The organism is Acidiplasma cupricumulans (assembly GCF_001402935.1).
Lineage (GTDB): Archaea > Thermoplasmatota > Thermoplasmata > Thermoplasmatales > Thermoplasmataceae > Acidiplasma > Acidiplasma aeolicum.
In genome coordinates this window covers 1-15,778 of the sequence record NZ_LKBH01000181.1, presented here as the reverse complement: position 1 = coordinate 15,778, position 15,778 = coordinate 1, and the positions used below count along the sequence as shown (strand labels likewise).

General features: G+C 35.3%; 23 protein-coding genes. 15 read left to right on the top strand and 8 right to left on the bottom strand.

The window, feature by feature from the left end; genetic code table 11:
• Nucleotides 1-8: 8 nt before the first annotated feature.
• Entirely contained in the window at nt 9-653 is a 645-nt protein-coding gene (locus tag AOG55_RS05035; protein ID WP_055040989.1) for a hypothetical protein, read from the top strand.
• 94 nt (nt 654-747) lie between these two features.
• Here the strand turns inward: AOG55_RS05035 and AOG55_RS09745 are convergent, their stop codons facing one another.
• On the bottom strand, nt 748-876 hold the full coding sequence (locus AOG55_RS09745) for a hypothetical protein (RefSeq protein WP_269082532.1): 129 nt from the start codon (nt 874-876) through the stop codon (nt 748-750).
• A 726-nt stretch (nt 877-1,602) separates the two neighbouring features.
• Here AOG55_RS09745 and AOG55_RS05025 point away from each other — a divergent pair.
• From AOG55_RS05025 to AOG55_RS05010, 4 genes are all read left to right on the top strand, one after another.
• On the top strand, nt 1,603-2,304 hold the full coding sequence (locus AOG55_RS05025) for a halocin C8-like domain-containing protein (RefSeq protein WP_055040987.1): 702 nt from the start codon (nt 1,603-1,605) through the stop codon (nt 2,302-2,304).
• A 29-nt stretch (nt 2,305-2,333) separates the two neighbouring features.
• A complete protein-coding gene (locus AOG55_RS05020; RefSeq protein WP_156318763.1) occupies nt 2,334-2,576 on the top strand; it encodes a hypothetical protein in 243 nt (80 codons plus the stop codon).
• A 3-nt stretch (nt 2,577-2,579) separates the two neighbouring features.
• Nucleotides 2,580-2,789 carry a hypothetical protein gene (locus tag AOG55_RS05015; protein ID WP_010917728.1) on the top strand — a complete coding sequence of 70 codons (210 nt, stop codon included), beginning with the start codon at nt 2,580-2,582 and terminating at the stop codon, nt 2,787-2,789.
• Between the two features lie 423 nt (nt 2,790-3,212).
• Entirely contained in the window at nt 3,213-4,094 is an 882-nt protein-coding gene (locus tag AOG55_RS05010; protein WP_055040985.1) for a hypothetical protein, read from the top strand.
• A 60-nt stretch (nt 4,095-4,154) separates the two neighbouring features.
• Here AOG55_RS05010 and AOG55_RS09330 read toward each other — a convergent pair whose 3' ends face one another.
• Nucleotides 4,155-4,337, bottom strand: a complete 183-nt coding sequence (locus AOG55_RS09330) for a hypothetical protein (RefSeq protein WP_156318762.1) — start codon at nt 4,335-4,337, stop codon at nt 4,155-4,157.
• 152 nt (nt 4,338-4,489) lie between these two features.
• Here AOG55_RS09330 and AOG55_RS09325 point away from each other — a divergent pair, with 152 nt between their 5' ends.
• The 8 genes from AOG55_RS09325 (at nt 4,490) to AOG55_RS04975 (ending at nt 8,752) form a co-directional block, all read left to right on the top strand.
• Entirely contained in the window at nt 4,490-4,714 is a 225-nt protein-coding gene (locus AOG55_RS09325; RefSeq protein WP_156318761.1) for a hypothetical protein, read from the top strand.
• Nucleotides 4,715-4,749: 35 nt separating this feature from the next.
• Complete coding sequence (locus AOG55_RS09320) at nt 4,750-4,920, top strand: hypothetical protein (protein WP_156318760.1); 171 nt, start codon at nt 4,750-4,752, stop codon at nt 4,918-4,920.
• A 925-nt stretch (nt 4,921-5,845) separates the two neighbouring features.
• Nucleotides 5,846-6,127 carry a 50S ribosomal protein L44e gene (locus AOG55_RS05000; RefSeq protein WP_048101918.1) on the top strand — a complete coding sequence of 94 codons (282 nt, stop codon included), beginning with the start codon at nt 5,846-5,848 and terminating at the stop codon, nt 6,125-6,127.
• A 5-nt stretch (nt 6,128-6,132) separates the two neighbouring features.
• On the top strand, nt 6,133-6,333 hold the full coding sequence (locus tag AOG55_RS04995) for a 30S ribosomal protein S27e (RefSeq protein WP_048102169.1): 201 nt from the start codon (nt 6,133-6,135) through the stop codon (nt 6,331-6,333).
• A gap of 9 nt (nt 6,334-6,342) precedes the next feature.
• Nucleotides 6,343-7,107 (top strand): translation initiation factor IF-2 subunit alpha, encoded by a 765-nt coding sequence (locus tag AOG55_RS04990; protein WP_048101917.1) that lies wholly within the window; start codon nt 6,343-6,345, stop codon nt 7,105-7,107.
• Between the two features lie 6 nt (nt 7,108-7,113).
• Nucleotides 7,114-7,293 (top strand): RNA-protein complex protein Nop10, encoded by a 180-nt coding sequence (locus AOG55_RS04985; RefSeq protein ID WP_048101916.1) that lies wholly within the window; start codon nt 7,114-7,116, stop codon nt 7,291-7,293.
• Nucleotides 7,274-8,026 (top strand): proteasome assembly chaperone family protein, encoded by a 753-nt coding sequence (locus AOG55_RS04980; protein WP_048102168.1) that lies wholly within the window; start codon nt 7,274-7,276, stop codon nt 8,024-8,026. The genes AOG55_RS04985 and AOG55_RS04980 overlap by 20 nt, the downstream gene beginning before the upstream one ends.
• 114 nt (nt 8,027-8,140) lie before the next feature.
• On the top strand, nt 8,141-8,752 hold the full coding sequence (locus AOG55_RS04975) for a hypothetical protein (RefSeq protein WP_048101915.1): 612 nt from the start codon (nt 8,141-8,143) through the stop codon (nt 8,750-8,752).
• Here the strand turns inward: AOG55_RS04975 and AOG55_RS04970 are convergent.
• The 3 genes from AOG55_RS04970 to AOG55_RS04960 form a co-directional block, all read right to left on the bottom strand.
• Nucleotides 8,747-9,226 carry an AAA-associated domain-containing protein gene (locus AOG55_RS04970; RefSeq protein WP_048102167.1) on the bottom strand — a complete coding sequence of 160 codons (480 nt, stop codon included), beginning with the start codon at nt 9,224-9,226 and terminating at the stop codon, nt 8,747-8,749. The genes AOG55_RS04975 and AOG55_RS04970 overlap by 6 nt on opposite strands.
• 61 nt (nt 9,227-9,287) lie before the next feature.
• Nucleotides 9,288-10,910, bottom strand: a complete 1,623-nt coding sequence (locus AOG55_RS04965) for an ABC transporter permease subunit (protein WP_048101914.1) — start codon at nt 10,908-10,910, stop codon at nt 9,288-9,290.
• A 9-nt stretch (nt 10,911-10,919) separates the two neighbouring features.
• The gene (locus tag AOG55_RS04960; RefSeq protein WP_048101913.1) at nt 10,920-11,711 is read right to left on the bottom strand and encodes an ABC transporter ATP-binding protein; all 792 of its coding nucleotides are present in this window, start codon (nt 11,709-11,711) and stop codon (nt 10,920-10,922) included.
• A 224-nt stretch (nt 11,712-11,935) separates the two neighbouring features.
• Between AOG55_RS04960 and AOG55_RS04955 the strand changes: the two genes are divergently transcribed.
• Nucleotides 11,936-12,388 carry a PaaI family thioesterase gene (locus AOG55_RS04955; protein ID WP_052656807.1) on the top strand — a complete coding sequence of 151 codons (453 nt, stop codon included), beginning with the start codon at nt 11,936-11,938 and terminating at the stop codon, nt 12,386-12,388.
• A 45-nt stretch (nt 12,389-12,433) separates the two neighbouring features.
• Nucleotides 12,434-12,808 carry a DUF2004 domain-containing protein gene (locus tag AOG55_RS04950; RefSeq protein ID WP_048101912.1) on the top strand — a complete coding sequence of 125 codons (375 nt, stop codon included), beginning with the start codon at nt 12,434-12,436 and terminating at the stop codon, nt 12,806-12,808.
• On the opposite strand, the gene AOG55_RS04945 is transcribed toward AOG55_RS04950, so the two are convergent.
• From AOG55_RS04945 to AOG55_RS04935, 3 genes are read right to left on the bottom strand one after another with little or no spacing between them, the layout of a single operon-like run.
• Nucleotides 12,809-14,143, bottom strand: a complete 1,335-nt coding sequence (locus AOG55_RS04945; protein ID WP_162216762.1) for a DUF790 family protein — start codon at nt 14,141-14,143, stop codon at nt 12,809-12,811. It abuts the gene before it with no gap.
• Nucleotides 14,079-15,419 (bottom strand): DEAD/DEAH box helicase family protein, encoded by a 1,341-nt coding sequence (locus tag AOG55_RS04940; RefSeq protein WP_052656805.1) that lies wholly within the window; start codon nt 15,417-15,419, stop codon nt 14,079-14,081. Before AOG55_RS04940 ends, AOG55_RS04945 begins: the two co-directional genes overlap by 65 nt.
• Nucleotides 15,420-15,459: 40 nt before the next feature.
• Nucleotides 15,460-15,753 carry an antibiotic biosynthesis monooxygenase family protein gene (locus tag AOG55_RS04935; protein ID WP_048101910.1) on the bottom strand — a complete coding sequence of 98 codons (294 nt, stop codon included), beginning with the start codon at nt 15,751-15,753 and terminating at the stop codon, nt 15,460-15,462.
• Nucleotides 15,754-15,778: the final 25 nt, after the last annotated feature.

Genomic DNA, 15,778 nt, shown 5'->3' with positions numbered 1-15,778 from the left:
TGTAAATTATGAGTGAATCAAATCCTGATAGTGAAGATAAACAAAGAAAAATCATTCTTTTAGAAGATACGAGCGACCCAACCACGCAGACCCTACTGTCCATTCTGAAGAGCCCTCTTGGATTAGCGGCAGAAATTGCTAATCGTTGCTTCCAGAAAGAAAAGAAAAATGGTCTTTTGTCGTATAAAGACGACTTAGATGTGTTAAAACGTATGGGCGCAGGATTAGAAAGCGCGATGCGAAAGGAATCTTACCCTATAGCTAACTATTCTTCATACTTGTTTGCATTTCAACAATTTATACACAGTTCTTACAGGGCCAGGCAAGGTAATTTTGCCGAAGGGTTAATAAGAGCAATTTTGAAGGAAACCCCGGCAAAAGTGTATAAAAAGAACGAACACCTGAAAATTGTAAAGAAAATACTAAATTCCCAAACCACAAATGAACACGACATAGATGTGATCGCTAGTACATCTAAAGAGAATCTCTTTGTTCAGATACGGTCACGAGATGATACTGGTGGTACTACGGCAAAAGGTTCTTTGGCTGAATTTCTTAAAGATGTCCTAAGAAACAAAATAACAGCAAACGAGCCCATAAGGTATGTTATATTTATATGGGTTTCTGGTCTCAGAAGAGCTGTCGATAGGTGAAGGTGAGTTTTTAGGTTTCTATCTGGAAGAAGGAAAGGTTACATTAAAAAAGGTCAGGTAGAATATTGAACGGTTATAATCGAGCTTTTCATCATTATAGTTCCTTAAGAAACTCTCTTACATTCCTTACTCTACCCCTCTGTATGTCCTGCTCACTTCTTTCCAGCTGATCCATGACATACTCATTCTCAAGAGTCTCAATGGTAGCCAGGAGGCTATCCAAATCGGACTTACGTACGCTTATCATTCTGTCCTTGGCTATTGCCATAGGTATAGTAATACGCATTCAGGTTTTAGTACCTATTGGTAAGGCTCCGGCTCAAATTCACCCCTAACCCCTCTTTGAGCCTTCGCCAATTATTATGTGCCCTCAGCTCGCCTGCACGCCGAGCACAGGACCCCATGCTTCGACTCCAATCAAAATTCACCCCGTCTTGCTCACGCAATCCACCCCTCTTTTGATCTACGTCTCGCACTCTTCTTAGAAGAGCCCTTCATTCGCTTTGCTCTTTCAGGGTGGTGTCCTGTGCTCGCCGCTCGTGGTGTATGTGTGGTGTTTCACACCTTCGCTACGCTTGGTGTTCACACCACCCACCGCTAACGCTTACACCACTCGGTCTTGCTTCGCAAGACTTCCGGCTCGCTGAGGGCACATTATTCTCTCCTGCGGAGGGCAATTACAGGGGAACAGGGGAGGGGAATTTTTGACCGCACAATGCCGCTTCGCTCAGTGCGGGATTACACAATATGAGGGGGTTCTCGTGCCGTGCTGTTTTTCTATTGTTCAAGGGTATCTGGCCAGTGGATTATGAAAATGAATTTGCTATTTTCGTACGTGTAGCTTGTATTTTACCGACTTTCTCGTTATGTATTGGGTAAAATTCAATTAAGCATAAACTAAATCCTCTATTTTGTTACTATTTCGTTTAATTTCAAGGCTCTGTATGAAATGCACATAAAGGTATGTCACAAAGGACTAACCACTCACAAAATAGGAATATATATACATGATGATTTGATTATTAGTCTTATGACAAAGAAAATTAAGAGTGTAAAGGTGCTTCATTTTGATGAAAGCACGGAAAAGGAAGCGAGAATCCAGCAAGCCTCTATCCTTATAGAGATTGAGGGAGAGAAACCAAAACTAATTCAAGGAACGCAAGTATTGAAAGGAGATGCAAACGGTAATCACACTATCAACTATACTATATTCGATGGAAAAAATATTGGGAAAGCAACATACTCCATAAATACAATGGAAAAGAATAAAAATGATTCAAAGCTAAAAATTGTAGGCATTAGTGAGGGAAAAGCTTGTTGCGGGGATAGTAAACCGATAGACACAACATTAGTGGTATCAAATAAAACATACTCAAGCAATGATCCATCTATTCAATGCGACATTTGTCAGGCATTAGTTAAGGAAATATGCGAGGAATTGGCAGACGGCATACCTTCGGATGAGATATGTGTGGACGTATGTGTTGCGGGAGCAGGAGATATTTGCTTATTATTTGTTGAAACCTTAATCGGTTACCTTATCTGTCTATCAATTTGTGCCTCTCTCTGCGCACTGGCAATAGAGGAAATAACAGATTACGGTTGTAGCGTGGGAGCCGAGTACATATGCCAAAAGGTAGGTGTATGCTAGATAGTTTACATTAACGTGGGATGATTATAGTGGTAAAATATCATAAACCAGTTAGTTATTTGAGTCTTTTCGCAGGTTTCCTCTTCATAGCGTTTTTATTAATCGGAGCAATTGCTATAATGGTCATACATTCACATGTTCTGGCCTTTATTGATCTGGGTTTGTTACCAGTAATCGTAATTGTGGGAACAGTAGGATATATAAAAAGCCTAAAAAGCGGTTCAAGACAAGAGAGAATGAGAGAACTCTTTGAAAATTCAAAGAGGAAGTGAAAAATGGTTTCAAAACACGTTCACAGGTATATCATAGGTGGGATGGCCATATTTTTCATAGTTTATGTGCTTGTAGCAAATGCCTATCTTAGTTTCAGGGACTTTGCACTGTATGCGGCGTTGCCTTCATTAGTGATAATGATTGCTCTTGCCTTTGTTTACCGCTATCTTGAAAACAGTATCAAATTTGAGCGGAGGACAGGAACTCAATAACCTGAAAGAAAAGTATGAGGGGTTGTGGAAATAGATGGTATTAATCAAAAAAGAAAGGAGGAATAGCAGAATAGACTATGACTATTGGAATGAAGTACAGCGGTCTCACGTTTTCTCACGAAATGAACGGGAGGATAGGAAAGGAATCAATAAGCAGATGGGGGAGCTTCTGGAAGAGCAGTAATTCCTATTAAACTAAAAGACACTGCCCCCAAAATGTTACACCTGTAACAAGTAATACCTGTAATAACCTTTGAAATGTGACTAATGTGCTACAGAGCAGATTGTGCTATTTTGGTAAGTATCCCCTCAAAACGTTAATCAAATCCCGGCGCATCTTCTATATATTAAAAAATGCCCTGAACTACAGGGTTTACTAATAAATGTGAATATATTTATATAAGATGATTTGCTTCTTTTATTATGGGTAGCAGAAAGCAGGAACTCACAATGTCAGAAGTAGTACGAGTGACAAAGGATAAAGATGAAATAAAAACTGAGGTTATTACTTACAAGAAACCTAGAAAGATCTCCCCAAAAATTCAAACGCCTCAAACATTTGCTAATAGCGGTGTGAAAGACATTTCTCTAATTTTTTCTGATAAAACTCAAAATTACACCCTATCATTTCGAGAGATGGATTATGAACTTTCAGAAAAAAAAATATCCCAGTCTGGAAAAGCTTATTCATTATACTTTGAGATTGCCAATGATGAGGCCATAATATACTTAGAAGGGAATATAGTTCCACTTGAAAACAACAAAGGTGCATTGTTTCTATCTATCAACGTTTCACCAAAGGACCCAACCCATGTTGACCTTTTCGCTTTACCTATAAGCATAAATTATAACGGAGACTTTTTATCGGTTGCAAAGGACTTAAGTTTTGTTATAAATAAATTAGATAATGGTGCCTCAGAAAAGAGAAAGTGGATTTACAGTAAAATGGAGTCTCTTCTGAGCGCATTTCCTGAAGCATATGAAAGCAATCGAAATAAATTGAAGGCAATTGATGTGATGGAACTATCTTACAAGGTGACCTTAATGGATTTTAATTTTACATGTTGCCTGGAGAATGCATTGAGTCTCACGGATTGCGTTCTTAGTGTTCCTGACATTGAGGAGATATGCGCAGAGTGTCTAGTTTTACCAGATTGTCTTGCAGCTTGCTTTGATTTTTTAACGTTACCTGCTTGCCTTATATGCTTTAGTCTTGATGTTCTTGCGTGTGCCTATTGTATTTATAAAGCAGGAGAGTGCACTGAGGATGCGTATAATGTAATTCAATGTTGCACTGGGGCTTAATAAGATTGAGAAAAGGGAAGTAAATATGCGATATGAGAACATCTATAAGTCCCTTCTTTTTTATATTGTTGGTTTAGCTCTTCTATATGTGTCAATATTTCTATCTAACAACCTAAAGTTTAATGGAAATTTCATATCGGCATTGCCAATAGTTTTGCCATTGGTTTTTTCCATAGCCTCTATTTGTGTGGCAGTTATTTTTATAATGGAAAAAGATTCCCCTTGGTTTTTTAGAACTGGCATTATGAGTTTAGTTAGTGGAATCACTTTATTTTCGTTCGGTATTCTAGCATTTTACTTGGGAGTAAAATCCTTAGTATGGGCAGGTTCATTTGTAATTGGTATAATGTTAATTTTCGCTGCTATGGTTAGATTATTCATTCAGGGTGGTTTGAGTGCATACAGAAAAAGCAGGAATTAGGGCATCATTCCTATCAACATTTGGAATTATATTTCTAACTTTAGGTGTTGTGGGGTTATTAGGTTCATTTAATGTTCAAATATTGTATTCATTTGGTGCTTTGATTTCCATAGTTTCCATTGTCGCTGGAGTATATTTTATTCTGAGTGCTCACATAAGTAGGAAGAATAGAGTTAAAATGAGTGCCAGACAATCATGAATCGTTATGTATACCACTTAATTCTTGTAATAATTGTGTCCCTTGTCGTTCTGGCAATCAACATTATGGCATTCATTTCAAAGGACGTTTCCGATTATCTCTACATTTTTGACCTAACATATGCCGTAGGAAACAGTGCTCATTTTGTTGCTCTATCCATATCTGATAGGGGAATTTCTGTGAAGGATCAGGCTAAAGAAAAATAGTATTCCCTTAAAACATTAATCAAATCCCGACCGGTCCATTTAATTTATTAATAGAATACTTTTATCTAGCCAGTCTTTATGTTCTTATGACGATCCAGCAGAAGTATCAGTAACCGCTTCTTAATGAGGACCTGCGAAGATGGTTTGATAATCTTAAAGTAAAATTATTTCTCACTTTAACATTTAAATTAAGAAACCTTGGATATTATTGCGAGCTTACACATATAACTACAAAGGAAATTTTGTACAAGGCAAAGTGTAACGAGAAGGATTTTAGATATGAATTAAATTTTGTTTTTAACTTTGGATGGATTGAACTTATGTATGTGAAATAAGGTCAGATGTTATATATTCAAGGCTAAGGAAAAATGATGCACAAGATTTAAATGGCTGTTGACATTATTAAATAGAGATGAAAAACAGGCTTGCGAATGTATGAAACCTCATGGATAAAAACAATTTAAAATATTTTATTATTTCTGTAGTTGCCTCAATTCTTTTAATTGTTTCAGGAATATTTGGAGTCTTTTATTTTATTTTGTTTATTAATACTAATTCATTAGCTTACCAGATCACATCATTTGTAATGGCTGTCTCAGGTATCTATTTTTTGTATACAAATTTAAAGAGGAAAAAAAGGCAAAATTATAGTAGCTTGGGGAGTTTTAAGAGAAAGTAACTTATTATTCTAATTCCTTATATCTAACTATTTTGTTAATTAATCATTATGTGATTTATGATATTTGTGAAAAAGAAATTGTATTAACTTAAAACCTTAATCAACCTGGACTAAAATATCCTATATATCAATAAATTTTATGGCATCATTGGAATGAATTTAAACCACAATGATTTTAAGAATTATATAATTAACTGTCAAATGTTATATATAAGTAAAAAATATAGTAAAAAGGTGTAAATTAAAATGAAAATGCCAAAGCAGATTAAAACTTACTGTCCATATTGCAAAAAACATACGATTCATGATGTTGAGAGGGTAAGAAAAAGAAAGGCAAGTGAGTTAAGGGCAGGTCAGAGAAGGTTTAGAAGGGTAACATCAGGTTATGGAGGTTTCCCAAGGCCAAGGTACGAGGGCAGGGAAAAACCAACTAAAAGAATAGCATTAAGATTGAAATGCACTGTATGCAAGAAATCTATAACACCAGAAGGCCAGAGGGCAAAGAAATTTGAAATAGTGGAGGCGTGAAAATTATGGCAGACGAATTTCATAAATTAAAAAACGTTGGGAATTCATTTGTAAAAATCAAATGCAAAAACTGTGGAAACGAGCAGGTGGTTTATTCAAAAATATCCTCACAGGTTGTTTGCAACATATGCGGGTCCACTCTTGCAAAACCAACCGGTGCCACACTCTCAACATCCGGTGAGCTGGTGGAAAAAGTTAAATTATGAGGTGTTATCATGCCTAGGGATATCCCGGATACAGGCGACCTTGTGGTTGTCACTGTAAAGGAAGTTAAAAACTACGGGGCAATTGTTGATCTGGATGAATATCCCGGTGTATCAGGTTTTGTCCATATTACAGAGGTTGCCACAGGCTGGATAAAGCATATTAAGGATTATTTACGGGTTAATCAGAGGACAGTATGCAAGGTTCTAAACGTTGACCCATCAAGAAATCATGTAGATCTTTCCTTAAAGCGTGTAAACGAACATCAAAAAAGGGAAAAAATAGAGGAATGGAAAAACGAACAGAAGGCTCATAAACTTTTAGACATGCTTTTTGAGGAGGAAAATATTAATGAAAGCAAGGAAAGGGAGGATATAGAGGATTTATTATTAACAGAATATGGAACACTTTACTCTGCTTTCTTTGAGGCCGCATCAAGCAAGGATTTTTTAAAAGATAAGGATTTAAAATGGAAAGATTCTCTTATTAAAATAGCAAAGGAAAATATAGCAATACCCACGGTAAAAATTGGTGGTTATCTGGAAATGTATTCCCTGGCACCCAATGGAATTGAAACAATAAAAAATGTTTTAACCGATGACCTTATAGATGATAAGGATGTGCAGATTACATATATTGGTGCACCAAGGTATAAAATAACAGTAATAGACGAAGATTATAAGTCCGCAGAGGAAAAGTTAAAAAATGTAATTAATGTTATAGAAACCAAAAGCAAAAAAAATAACGTTTCATTTGAATTTAATAGAGAGGAATAAATTATAATGAAAACATTAATTAGGAAATGCAGGAAATGCAATATTTATACACTTGAGGAAATATGCCCTAAATGTGGTGGAAGTACCGAAATGGCAATACCCATGAAATATTCTCCTGCTGATAAATTTCAAAAGTACAGAATTAAATTGAAGGAAAGTGATGATGATGGAAAAAATAATATTTAAAAAATATGAGGAGCCAGAACTTGAAAATCCCATCCTTGTTAGCGGTTTGCCTGGTATTGGCAACGTTGGAAAGATTACTGCAGATTATTTTATAGAAAAATTAAAAATGAAGAAAATGGCGGACATATTTTCAGAATATCTGCCACCTCAGGTTTTTATTTTTGACAATAAAATACACCTTGTTAGGGACTCAATATATTATAAAAAAACCGGGAAAAAGAATGATTTAATTTTTATTGCGGGTGATTTTCAGGGAACGACACAGGAAGGCCAGTATGAACTTTCATATGAAATACTAAATTATCTTAATAAATATAATATCTCAAGGATATATACCCTTGGTGGATATAGCATAGGCAAGATAGTTGAAAAGCCAAAGGTGCTCGGGGCGGTAAGTGATAAAAAACTTGTTAAACCACTTGAAAAAGCCGGTGTATCATTTCCATCAGGTGAACCCAGTGGCGGAATAGTTGGTTCTGCAGCACTAATACTTGGCATTGGCAAGGAAATGTTTTCAATAGACGGCGCATGTCTTATGGGCGAGACCTCTGGTTATTTTGCGGATCCAAAGGGTGCAAGGGAAATTATAATGGTTTTATCGAAGATCCTGAGAAGCAAAATTGATCTTAAGGATATAGATGAAAAGGCAAGGCAGATTGAGGAAATTACAGAGAAAATGAAGGAAGAATCCAAAAATAAAAATTCACGGGAGGATCTTAACTACTTTGGATAAAAATATATATTTTATTCATACAGTAACCATTTTTTATAAAAGCAGTTTTGATTCAAATTTAAGTTTCACGGTTAAAGGTTAAATTATTAAAATAGTTTTTAATTGAGTATATATATGAAACCCGAAATTATTAAGAGGCAGGGTTTAAGGAAGGTTTGCAAGCTTGCAGAGAGATCTGAGGGTGAAAAGAAAGAAATATTCTCTGCAGCCATAAAACTTTTTAGGATGTTTGATGATATCGAGTGCATTAAAATATATAATGAGGATAATGATGTTATCTTTAAGGTAAGACTTGCAGATAACGATTACCGATATGTCAAAATAGTCTTTGTAAATAATGATAGTTTTGACTTAATTAACCTTGATTTTTCACAGAGAAGAATTGGCAGAACCAATCTTTTTAATGAGATAATAAAATCCATACAGCAGTCACAATCAATTGATAGGCAGACAAGAATAGAAATCTTAAATTATATAGATTTTAAAAGGAACAGAAAAAAACTGATATGGATGCTTGCTGATACCGCATTTGATACCTATTACATTTTAACTGAAAATATGATAAAGGATTTAATACTTGAGGATATTGAATACAACTTTATAAAAAATAACAATCAGGAAAACTATTCATGTTCCATACCAAAATTTATTATACACAAATACTGGACAAACATGCTTATAAGAAGGAGGAAATCAGATTATGAACTCTGGAAAAATATACTATGATTGATCCTGTGTGTTTACCTCAAAACCATCATCTGTTTTTTTAAGAAGGCGTGAATAAACACCCCATTCTATTAAAATTACCTCCAGATCATGTAAACCATCCGGATTATTGAATGTCTGAACACCATTATCCTTCAATTTTTCAAGTATATCGTCCAGGCTAAATGATTTTAATTCAATTGCAGTTTTGAAAGGTTCTATATCCCTTAATGAATTGTTTATTATTTTTTTCCTCTGAATCATGCCGGATTTTATGTATTCCCTACCCTTATCTGAAATATTTATATCCCCAGATTCAACGGCAACAAGCCCCAATCTTTCAGCGGTGTATACTATGGGCATTAAATCATCAATATCAACTTCCATTTCCTTCTCCAGCTTGTACAGATCAGTTTTTCCGTTAAATATATTGTTTAAAACATATAAAAGTCCAACCAGATCAGCAATTCTAGCATCAGGATCAATAACATCCATAATTACCATATAACATTTTTATTTATAATATTAATGACACAATAAAAATAAATTATAAAAATTATGCAGCATAAACACCCTCTTCTGCCACGTATTTTTTCTGTGCCAGATCCATCATTTTTCTTGTAAATACAACAGAATATATTGCCACTATTATACCGAATATAAATGAACCCCATGCCGCAAGTGCTATATTTCCTGTACCTGTTGCAACATCTATTGTTTTCATTAATCCCTCATGGACATACAGTGAATGAGTACCATATATATGGGGCCAGTATTCACCTATCATAAGACCTCCCCACGCACTGTTTATTGTGGATGAGATTCCACTTATCATGTATGGAAATGTTGACGGTATGATAACCTTCCTCATTTTTTTAAAATAGCCAAGTTTTAGGTTCCTTGTTATTTCCCAGTATTCTGCTGGCATTGCCTTTACCCCCATCCAGAATGAGTAAAATACATAATAAAACGTGCTTACAAATCCAAGGAAAAGTACATAAAGTTCATTTGCAGTACCACCAAAAACGCTGAACATAAAAGGTTCTGTTGCTATAAATATAAATGGGAAATATATTGGTGCAGGATAGGCACTTAATATCTGTATTAATGGGATTCCAACAAGCTCCGCATGCTTATTGACTGCAAGATAGTATCCTAGAAATATGGCTATAGCCATGGATACAAGCAATATTGTTAATACCCTTAAATAGTCAAATCCAAGGCCTGTGAGGAGCATCTTTGTTTTTGAGAATAAATACATCCATTCATTATATTTTACAGATATTATGGTTGAAACAGCAGCATATAATATTAATATTAAAAGAAAAATTCCTGCGGCTGCATATATATATTTTAAATATTTCTGTTTTTTGACCTTTTTCTCATATGTTTCCTCATGGCTCTCATTTTCCCTGTATTTATAATATCTGGACAGTCTGGAGAATGGGTTCTTTGATATCACTGCAAAGACCCTTGCTGTTTCCCTGAGATTAATCCTGCCACGTTTTAAAACAGGTGCATCATTATCCAGTGTGTATCTGCTAACAGCATATTTTGAGAATTCCCTGAGAATTAGAATAATGGCCACTATAATAATGCCAAGTATTAAAAGTGACATCTCTATTAAAAATGTATTGCCATCTGCAACAAATGTATCAAGCACAGACCCTATGCCGAATGTCTGGTATGTATGTATTCCAACCTCAAATACCTCACTTACTGTTATGTAAAAAAATCCATCAGAAACACTTGGAAATAAATTGGCTGCTATTCTTGGTATCGAAAATGGTATGTAAAGTGTTCTTAATTTTCCAAATAACTTATATTTAGAATTCTCAACAACCTCAACCATTTCTCGTGGAACTGTTTTAAATGCCTGGTATTCCCCCATCCATATATTCCATACAACTGCAGTGAAAACCAGAAAATCTGCAGCCATTTCAACACCAAGCGGCCCTCCAACCCGGTCTATGAATATAATAAGAACAACAGGGAAAAATGTTATTACCGGTACCGATTCAAAAATCTCTATTAAAATTATGTATGTATTCTCAAAAAACTTTGATTTTATGGATGCATAGGCCAGAAACCAGCCTGTTAATATTGATATTAATATCAGGCCTATTACCCGTCCCGCTGTGGCCATTACCGCCAGAATTATCAGCACTATCTGATTCATTATTACCCCTCATTCTCTTTTCCTCGGTGGCGTTAAATAACTGTATAGCATGTCAAGATTTGCATTAAAATCATCATTTCTAGGGTTTCTGGGTCTTGGCATATTTACATCAACCCTTCCTACCACTGTGGCAGGAATATTATTAAGTATGTATATAACATCGGCTAGCTCAAGAACCTCTGTAAGGTTGTGTGAAACCATTATAACTGATTTAAGTGGTGTTTCACCACTAAATAATATATTGTATATATCCTGGCGCAACCCCTCGGCGGTAAGCTCATCCAGATGGGCAAATGGCTCATCCATTAAAAATATGTAGGGGTCCGCGGCAAAGGCACGTGCTATTGCAACCCTCTGCCTCATACCACCGCTCATCTCCTTTGGATAAAGGTCCTCAAAACCCTCAAGGCCGACCCTGGCCAGGGCCTCCCTTGCCTTTTCCTCCATTTTTTCCCGGTCCATGTTCTTGGTCTTCATGGAAAGCATTACATTCTCCTCTGCCGTCATCCATGGAAATGTTACAATGGATTGATGTATAAGGGCAACCTCCGGGGTTGGTTCGTGCAAAACCCTGCCCATCAATCTGACCTCACCCCTATCGGGTTTTAAAAAACCGCCAAGAATCCTTAAAAGTGTTGATTTGCCAATACCTGATGGTCCAATAATGGCCACAAACTTACCACTATCCGCCTCTATGTTTATATTTTCAAATACCTTGTAGCCATTATCATATGAAAAGTCTATGTTTACCGCCTCAAGTACCACCTGGCTGACGCCCTCATTACCTGCCTGTGCCTCCATTATGAATCACCCCAGTGAAAATATCCCCGATCATAATGGCGTCGATTTTGATTTAATTATGATTTCTAATGCTATTTTTTATCACGAGGCTATCTCCCTTTCCATATTTTAATATTCTATATAATATTATCCTAGCCTTATAATAGTCTATTTATTGATTTAATTTAATATTTTTATCTTCTAATTATTAAGTAGAATTATAAACAAAAAAGTAATTAGTATGCATGCCAGGAAGAATAGAAAAGGCCATGAATTTGGCAAGTAATTTAAAGGCACTGAACGAACTTTTCTCTGCAGATAAGGTTTTTTCATATCTTGGCCTGGAAATAACCAAAGTTGAAGAGGGCCACTGTGAAATGTCCATGCCCTATTCTGAAAGGATAACCCGTGCAGGCATGGTATTAAATGGTGGGATGATGATGGCTGCAGCAGACTTTATAGGTGGGCTTACAGCAATGACGGTAAACAATGGTTCTGATCAGGTCACTCAGGAACTTAAAATCAATTTTTTAAATCCAATGCACAGGGGTCCGTTCAGGCTTGTTTCCGATGTAATTAAGGCCGGTCATAAATCTGTTGTTATTGAGATAAAACTTTACGATGCCGATGGCACAATGGGAATTATAGGGCTGGGTACATGGTACATAATTCATGATAGAATTATCAAAAAGGATTAATTTGAACATTAATAAAATAGTTATATAATAATATAATTTATTATAATGAAGGGTCTTGAAATTGCATTTCAGCTTAATAACGAAAGGGATTTTGATGTTGTTCCAGCCCTGGCCAATTTAACCGGGAATTATTTTAAAAACGAGGAAAAAATGGACATAACATGGAGAATATTTCATGTAACCCTTGGGGATCAAAAATATTTCAGGGTGCTTTACAGGGGTGATAAGATAAATGATTTTCATCCTGAAATTAAAAAGAAAATCCGCGAATATTTCGATAAACTGGCACATTTAAACTTTGAACAGCTTATGGAATTATATAATAAATCTAAGGAATCAAATGGTTTTAACATAATTAATATCAAGGAAATAACAGAGGAATATGATTTATGGCAGGACAAACTCTGGAATTATATATAATTATTTTTTTACTATAATAAGGTCCAGCCCCCTCCATTTCAATTTGTATCCAAGTGCCGGGAGGAGCCTTTCAGGTATAAGCCCCTCTGATTCTATATAATTGATGATCTTTTCTGTATCCGGATACAATTTCTCTATATTTTTTTTAATTTCATTTATTGAATACTCATCTATTTCCTTTTTAATTGAGATATTATTTGAATACTTTTCTTCAAGATACCTTTTTAATGCATTGAAATCTATATCATTGTAAAAGCAGATGCTACCGGGAATCATTTTTTCCTTATCCCTTAGAACATAGACGTTTTCCCAGTTAACATATTTTTTAACCTCATTTTCTGTCTTTGAGTCCTGCTTTAAATACCTGAGATTTGAAATATTTATATATACATCCTTTCCATCTATATTTATTATATAATCTGGAAAATATACATTATTTTTAATAATTAATGGTTCTGCCTTTTTTAAGAAACTGTATGATGGTGTATCCTCATTTATTTTCCTGTCAGGCAAATAATAAGATACATTATCGCCTATTTTAAGCTTGTACACACTCTCACTTTTGTCATATTTATCCTTTATTTTTATATCTGCATCTATTGCCCATTTATCCATTTTGTATAATTTCTCAATAAGCATGGCAAACCTTGTACCATACCTTTCTGTATTTTCGAAAATTGATACTGGTCCGGTCACCGTTATAAAATTCAGATTTTCGCCATCTGTATGTGTTTCATAAAGAAGACCCAGCAGTTTAATGGACCTTAGTGCATAATTCCAGTCTGATGCCTCTGTTATCCTTAGTTCAGTGCATTTCATCAGTATTGTCTCTATCTGTTCAAGATTATATATTCTGGCTATTTGCCAAACATCATCGGTTTTAACAGCCCTTAAAACCTGTTCATTATCACGATCTGCATAGAGTCCAGAAATTATCTCATCGTATGTTAATCCGTACTTTTCCATTACATCTTTTAAAATTTCAATCTTTTCCTCATAATCCAGGGGAGGTATCCTTGCAGCCTTAAAGACATCATACCTTAATTCGGGTGCATTTACAGAAACAGGCGGTTCAAAGATTGAATTTCTGTAGATTACTGTTGAAATTGCCCTTATAATTTTATTATTTGAGGATTTTGCCTCAAGTTCCTTCAGATTTTTTTCTATTATCTCCTTTTTATTTCCGATATTTTTTGTAAAAATATCCAGCACATTATCTATATAATCCGAATTTTCACCGGACAGGAAGATTGGAAATATTAAACCATTTTTAGTCTTCCTTGCTATCATCAATTCCGACGGGAACACCCTTTCTCCTCCTTCTTGATGTGCCATATTCTGCAGTTCCTGCAGATATAAGCTCATATAAATAGCTTGATTTACCCTCGGAGGGCCTTAAAATTCTTCCAAGCCTCTGCCTGAACTGTCTGGTACTGCCTGATCCGCTCATTATAATGGCTATGGATGCATCCGGAACGTCAACACCCTCATCCAGGATTCTGGATGTTGCCAGCACGGTAATCTCACCATTTTTAAACATTTCCAGATATTTTTTTCTCTCCCTTCCAGGTGTCATGTATGTCATTGCAGGTACCAGAAATTCCTTTGAAATGGTATATGCCGTTGCAGTGTCCTCTGAAAAAATAATAATTTTTTCTCCGGCATGCTTACTTAATAAATACCTTAAATATTCGATTTTCTTCTCAGCATTAAATGCTATCTCCCTGGCCCTTCTCCATGCAAGCAGGGCCTCGCGTCCCTCCTGGTTCCAGGATGTCATTATAAAGTGTTCAAAGTCCATATTGCCATTTAACTTAATATCCCTTTTTCTTAGATATGAAATAAAGATATCATGATTTTTCTGATATTCTATTTCATCCTCCTCGCTTAATTCAATGGGAATTCGAACAATTTTATAATTTGATATAAAATCATTTAATTCCTCATATCCAAGCTCGAAAACCTTACCACCCATATAAGTTTCAAGGCTCTCATGCATTTTATCCGGCCTTTCATACGTTGCGGTTAATCCAAGCCTGTAGGGTGCGGCATACATCTTTGCTATCTGTATGTAGCTTTCAGATGCCATATGATGCACCTCATCAGCTATAATGAACTTAAATCTATTCCCAAGGGAGTCCGCCATTAAATATGCAGAATCGTATGTTGATACGCTAATATCCTTTACATCCCTCTCGCCACCGCCGACCTGGCCTATGTCAGTTTTTAAAAAATTTTTAAGCTTCTCCCTCCACTGCTGTATAAGCTCAATCGTTGGTGCTATAACAATTGTTGGTACCTTTAGCATTGTTATTGCATATATTCCAACTATGGTTTTCCCTGCAGCTGTGGGAAGCACTATTGTTCCAGAATAATTATTTTTCCCCCAGAGTTCAAGAGATTTTTTTTGGTATGGCCTTAATGATATTTCTGATGATATATCAAGCTTTATGTCCTTAAAAACATTATCATTAATATCTGGATATTTTCTTTTAATTTCAGCATATTTGTATGCAGGCGCCCTGTACATATTTATTCTTTTATCAAATACAAATATCTCAGGGTCGTTAAAATCTGAAATTATTGTACCTGCCTTATAATTAATTTCCATTGCCTATTTATATTAAAATAGATTATAAATTTTATTAAATTTATTCCTTTGATTCTCCAAATATTTTATGCCTTGGCATGGATTCCAAAATAGTTTTTCCATAATCCACAGTTTGATTATATTCCTTCATTTTCAGAAAGTTTTTGAATGAATCTATGTCCTTCCATTCAGTGTATATCATGTATTCCCTTGGGCAGTCAACTTCCTTGTATAATTTTCCATCCAGAAAACCAACATCAGAGCTTTTTAATAATTTAACAACATTGCCAAATGCGTTTTCAAAATCCTTTTCATGGCCCTGCTTAACCTTGTAATAAAGACCGACATTAATCATGTTTCATAATTTTACCTTTATATTT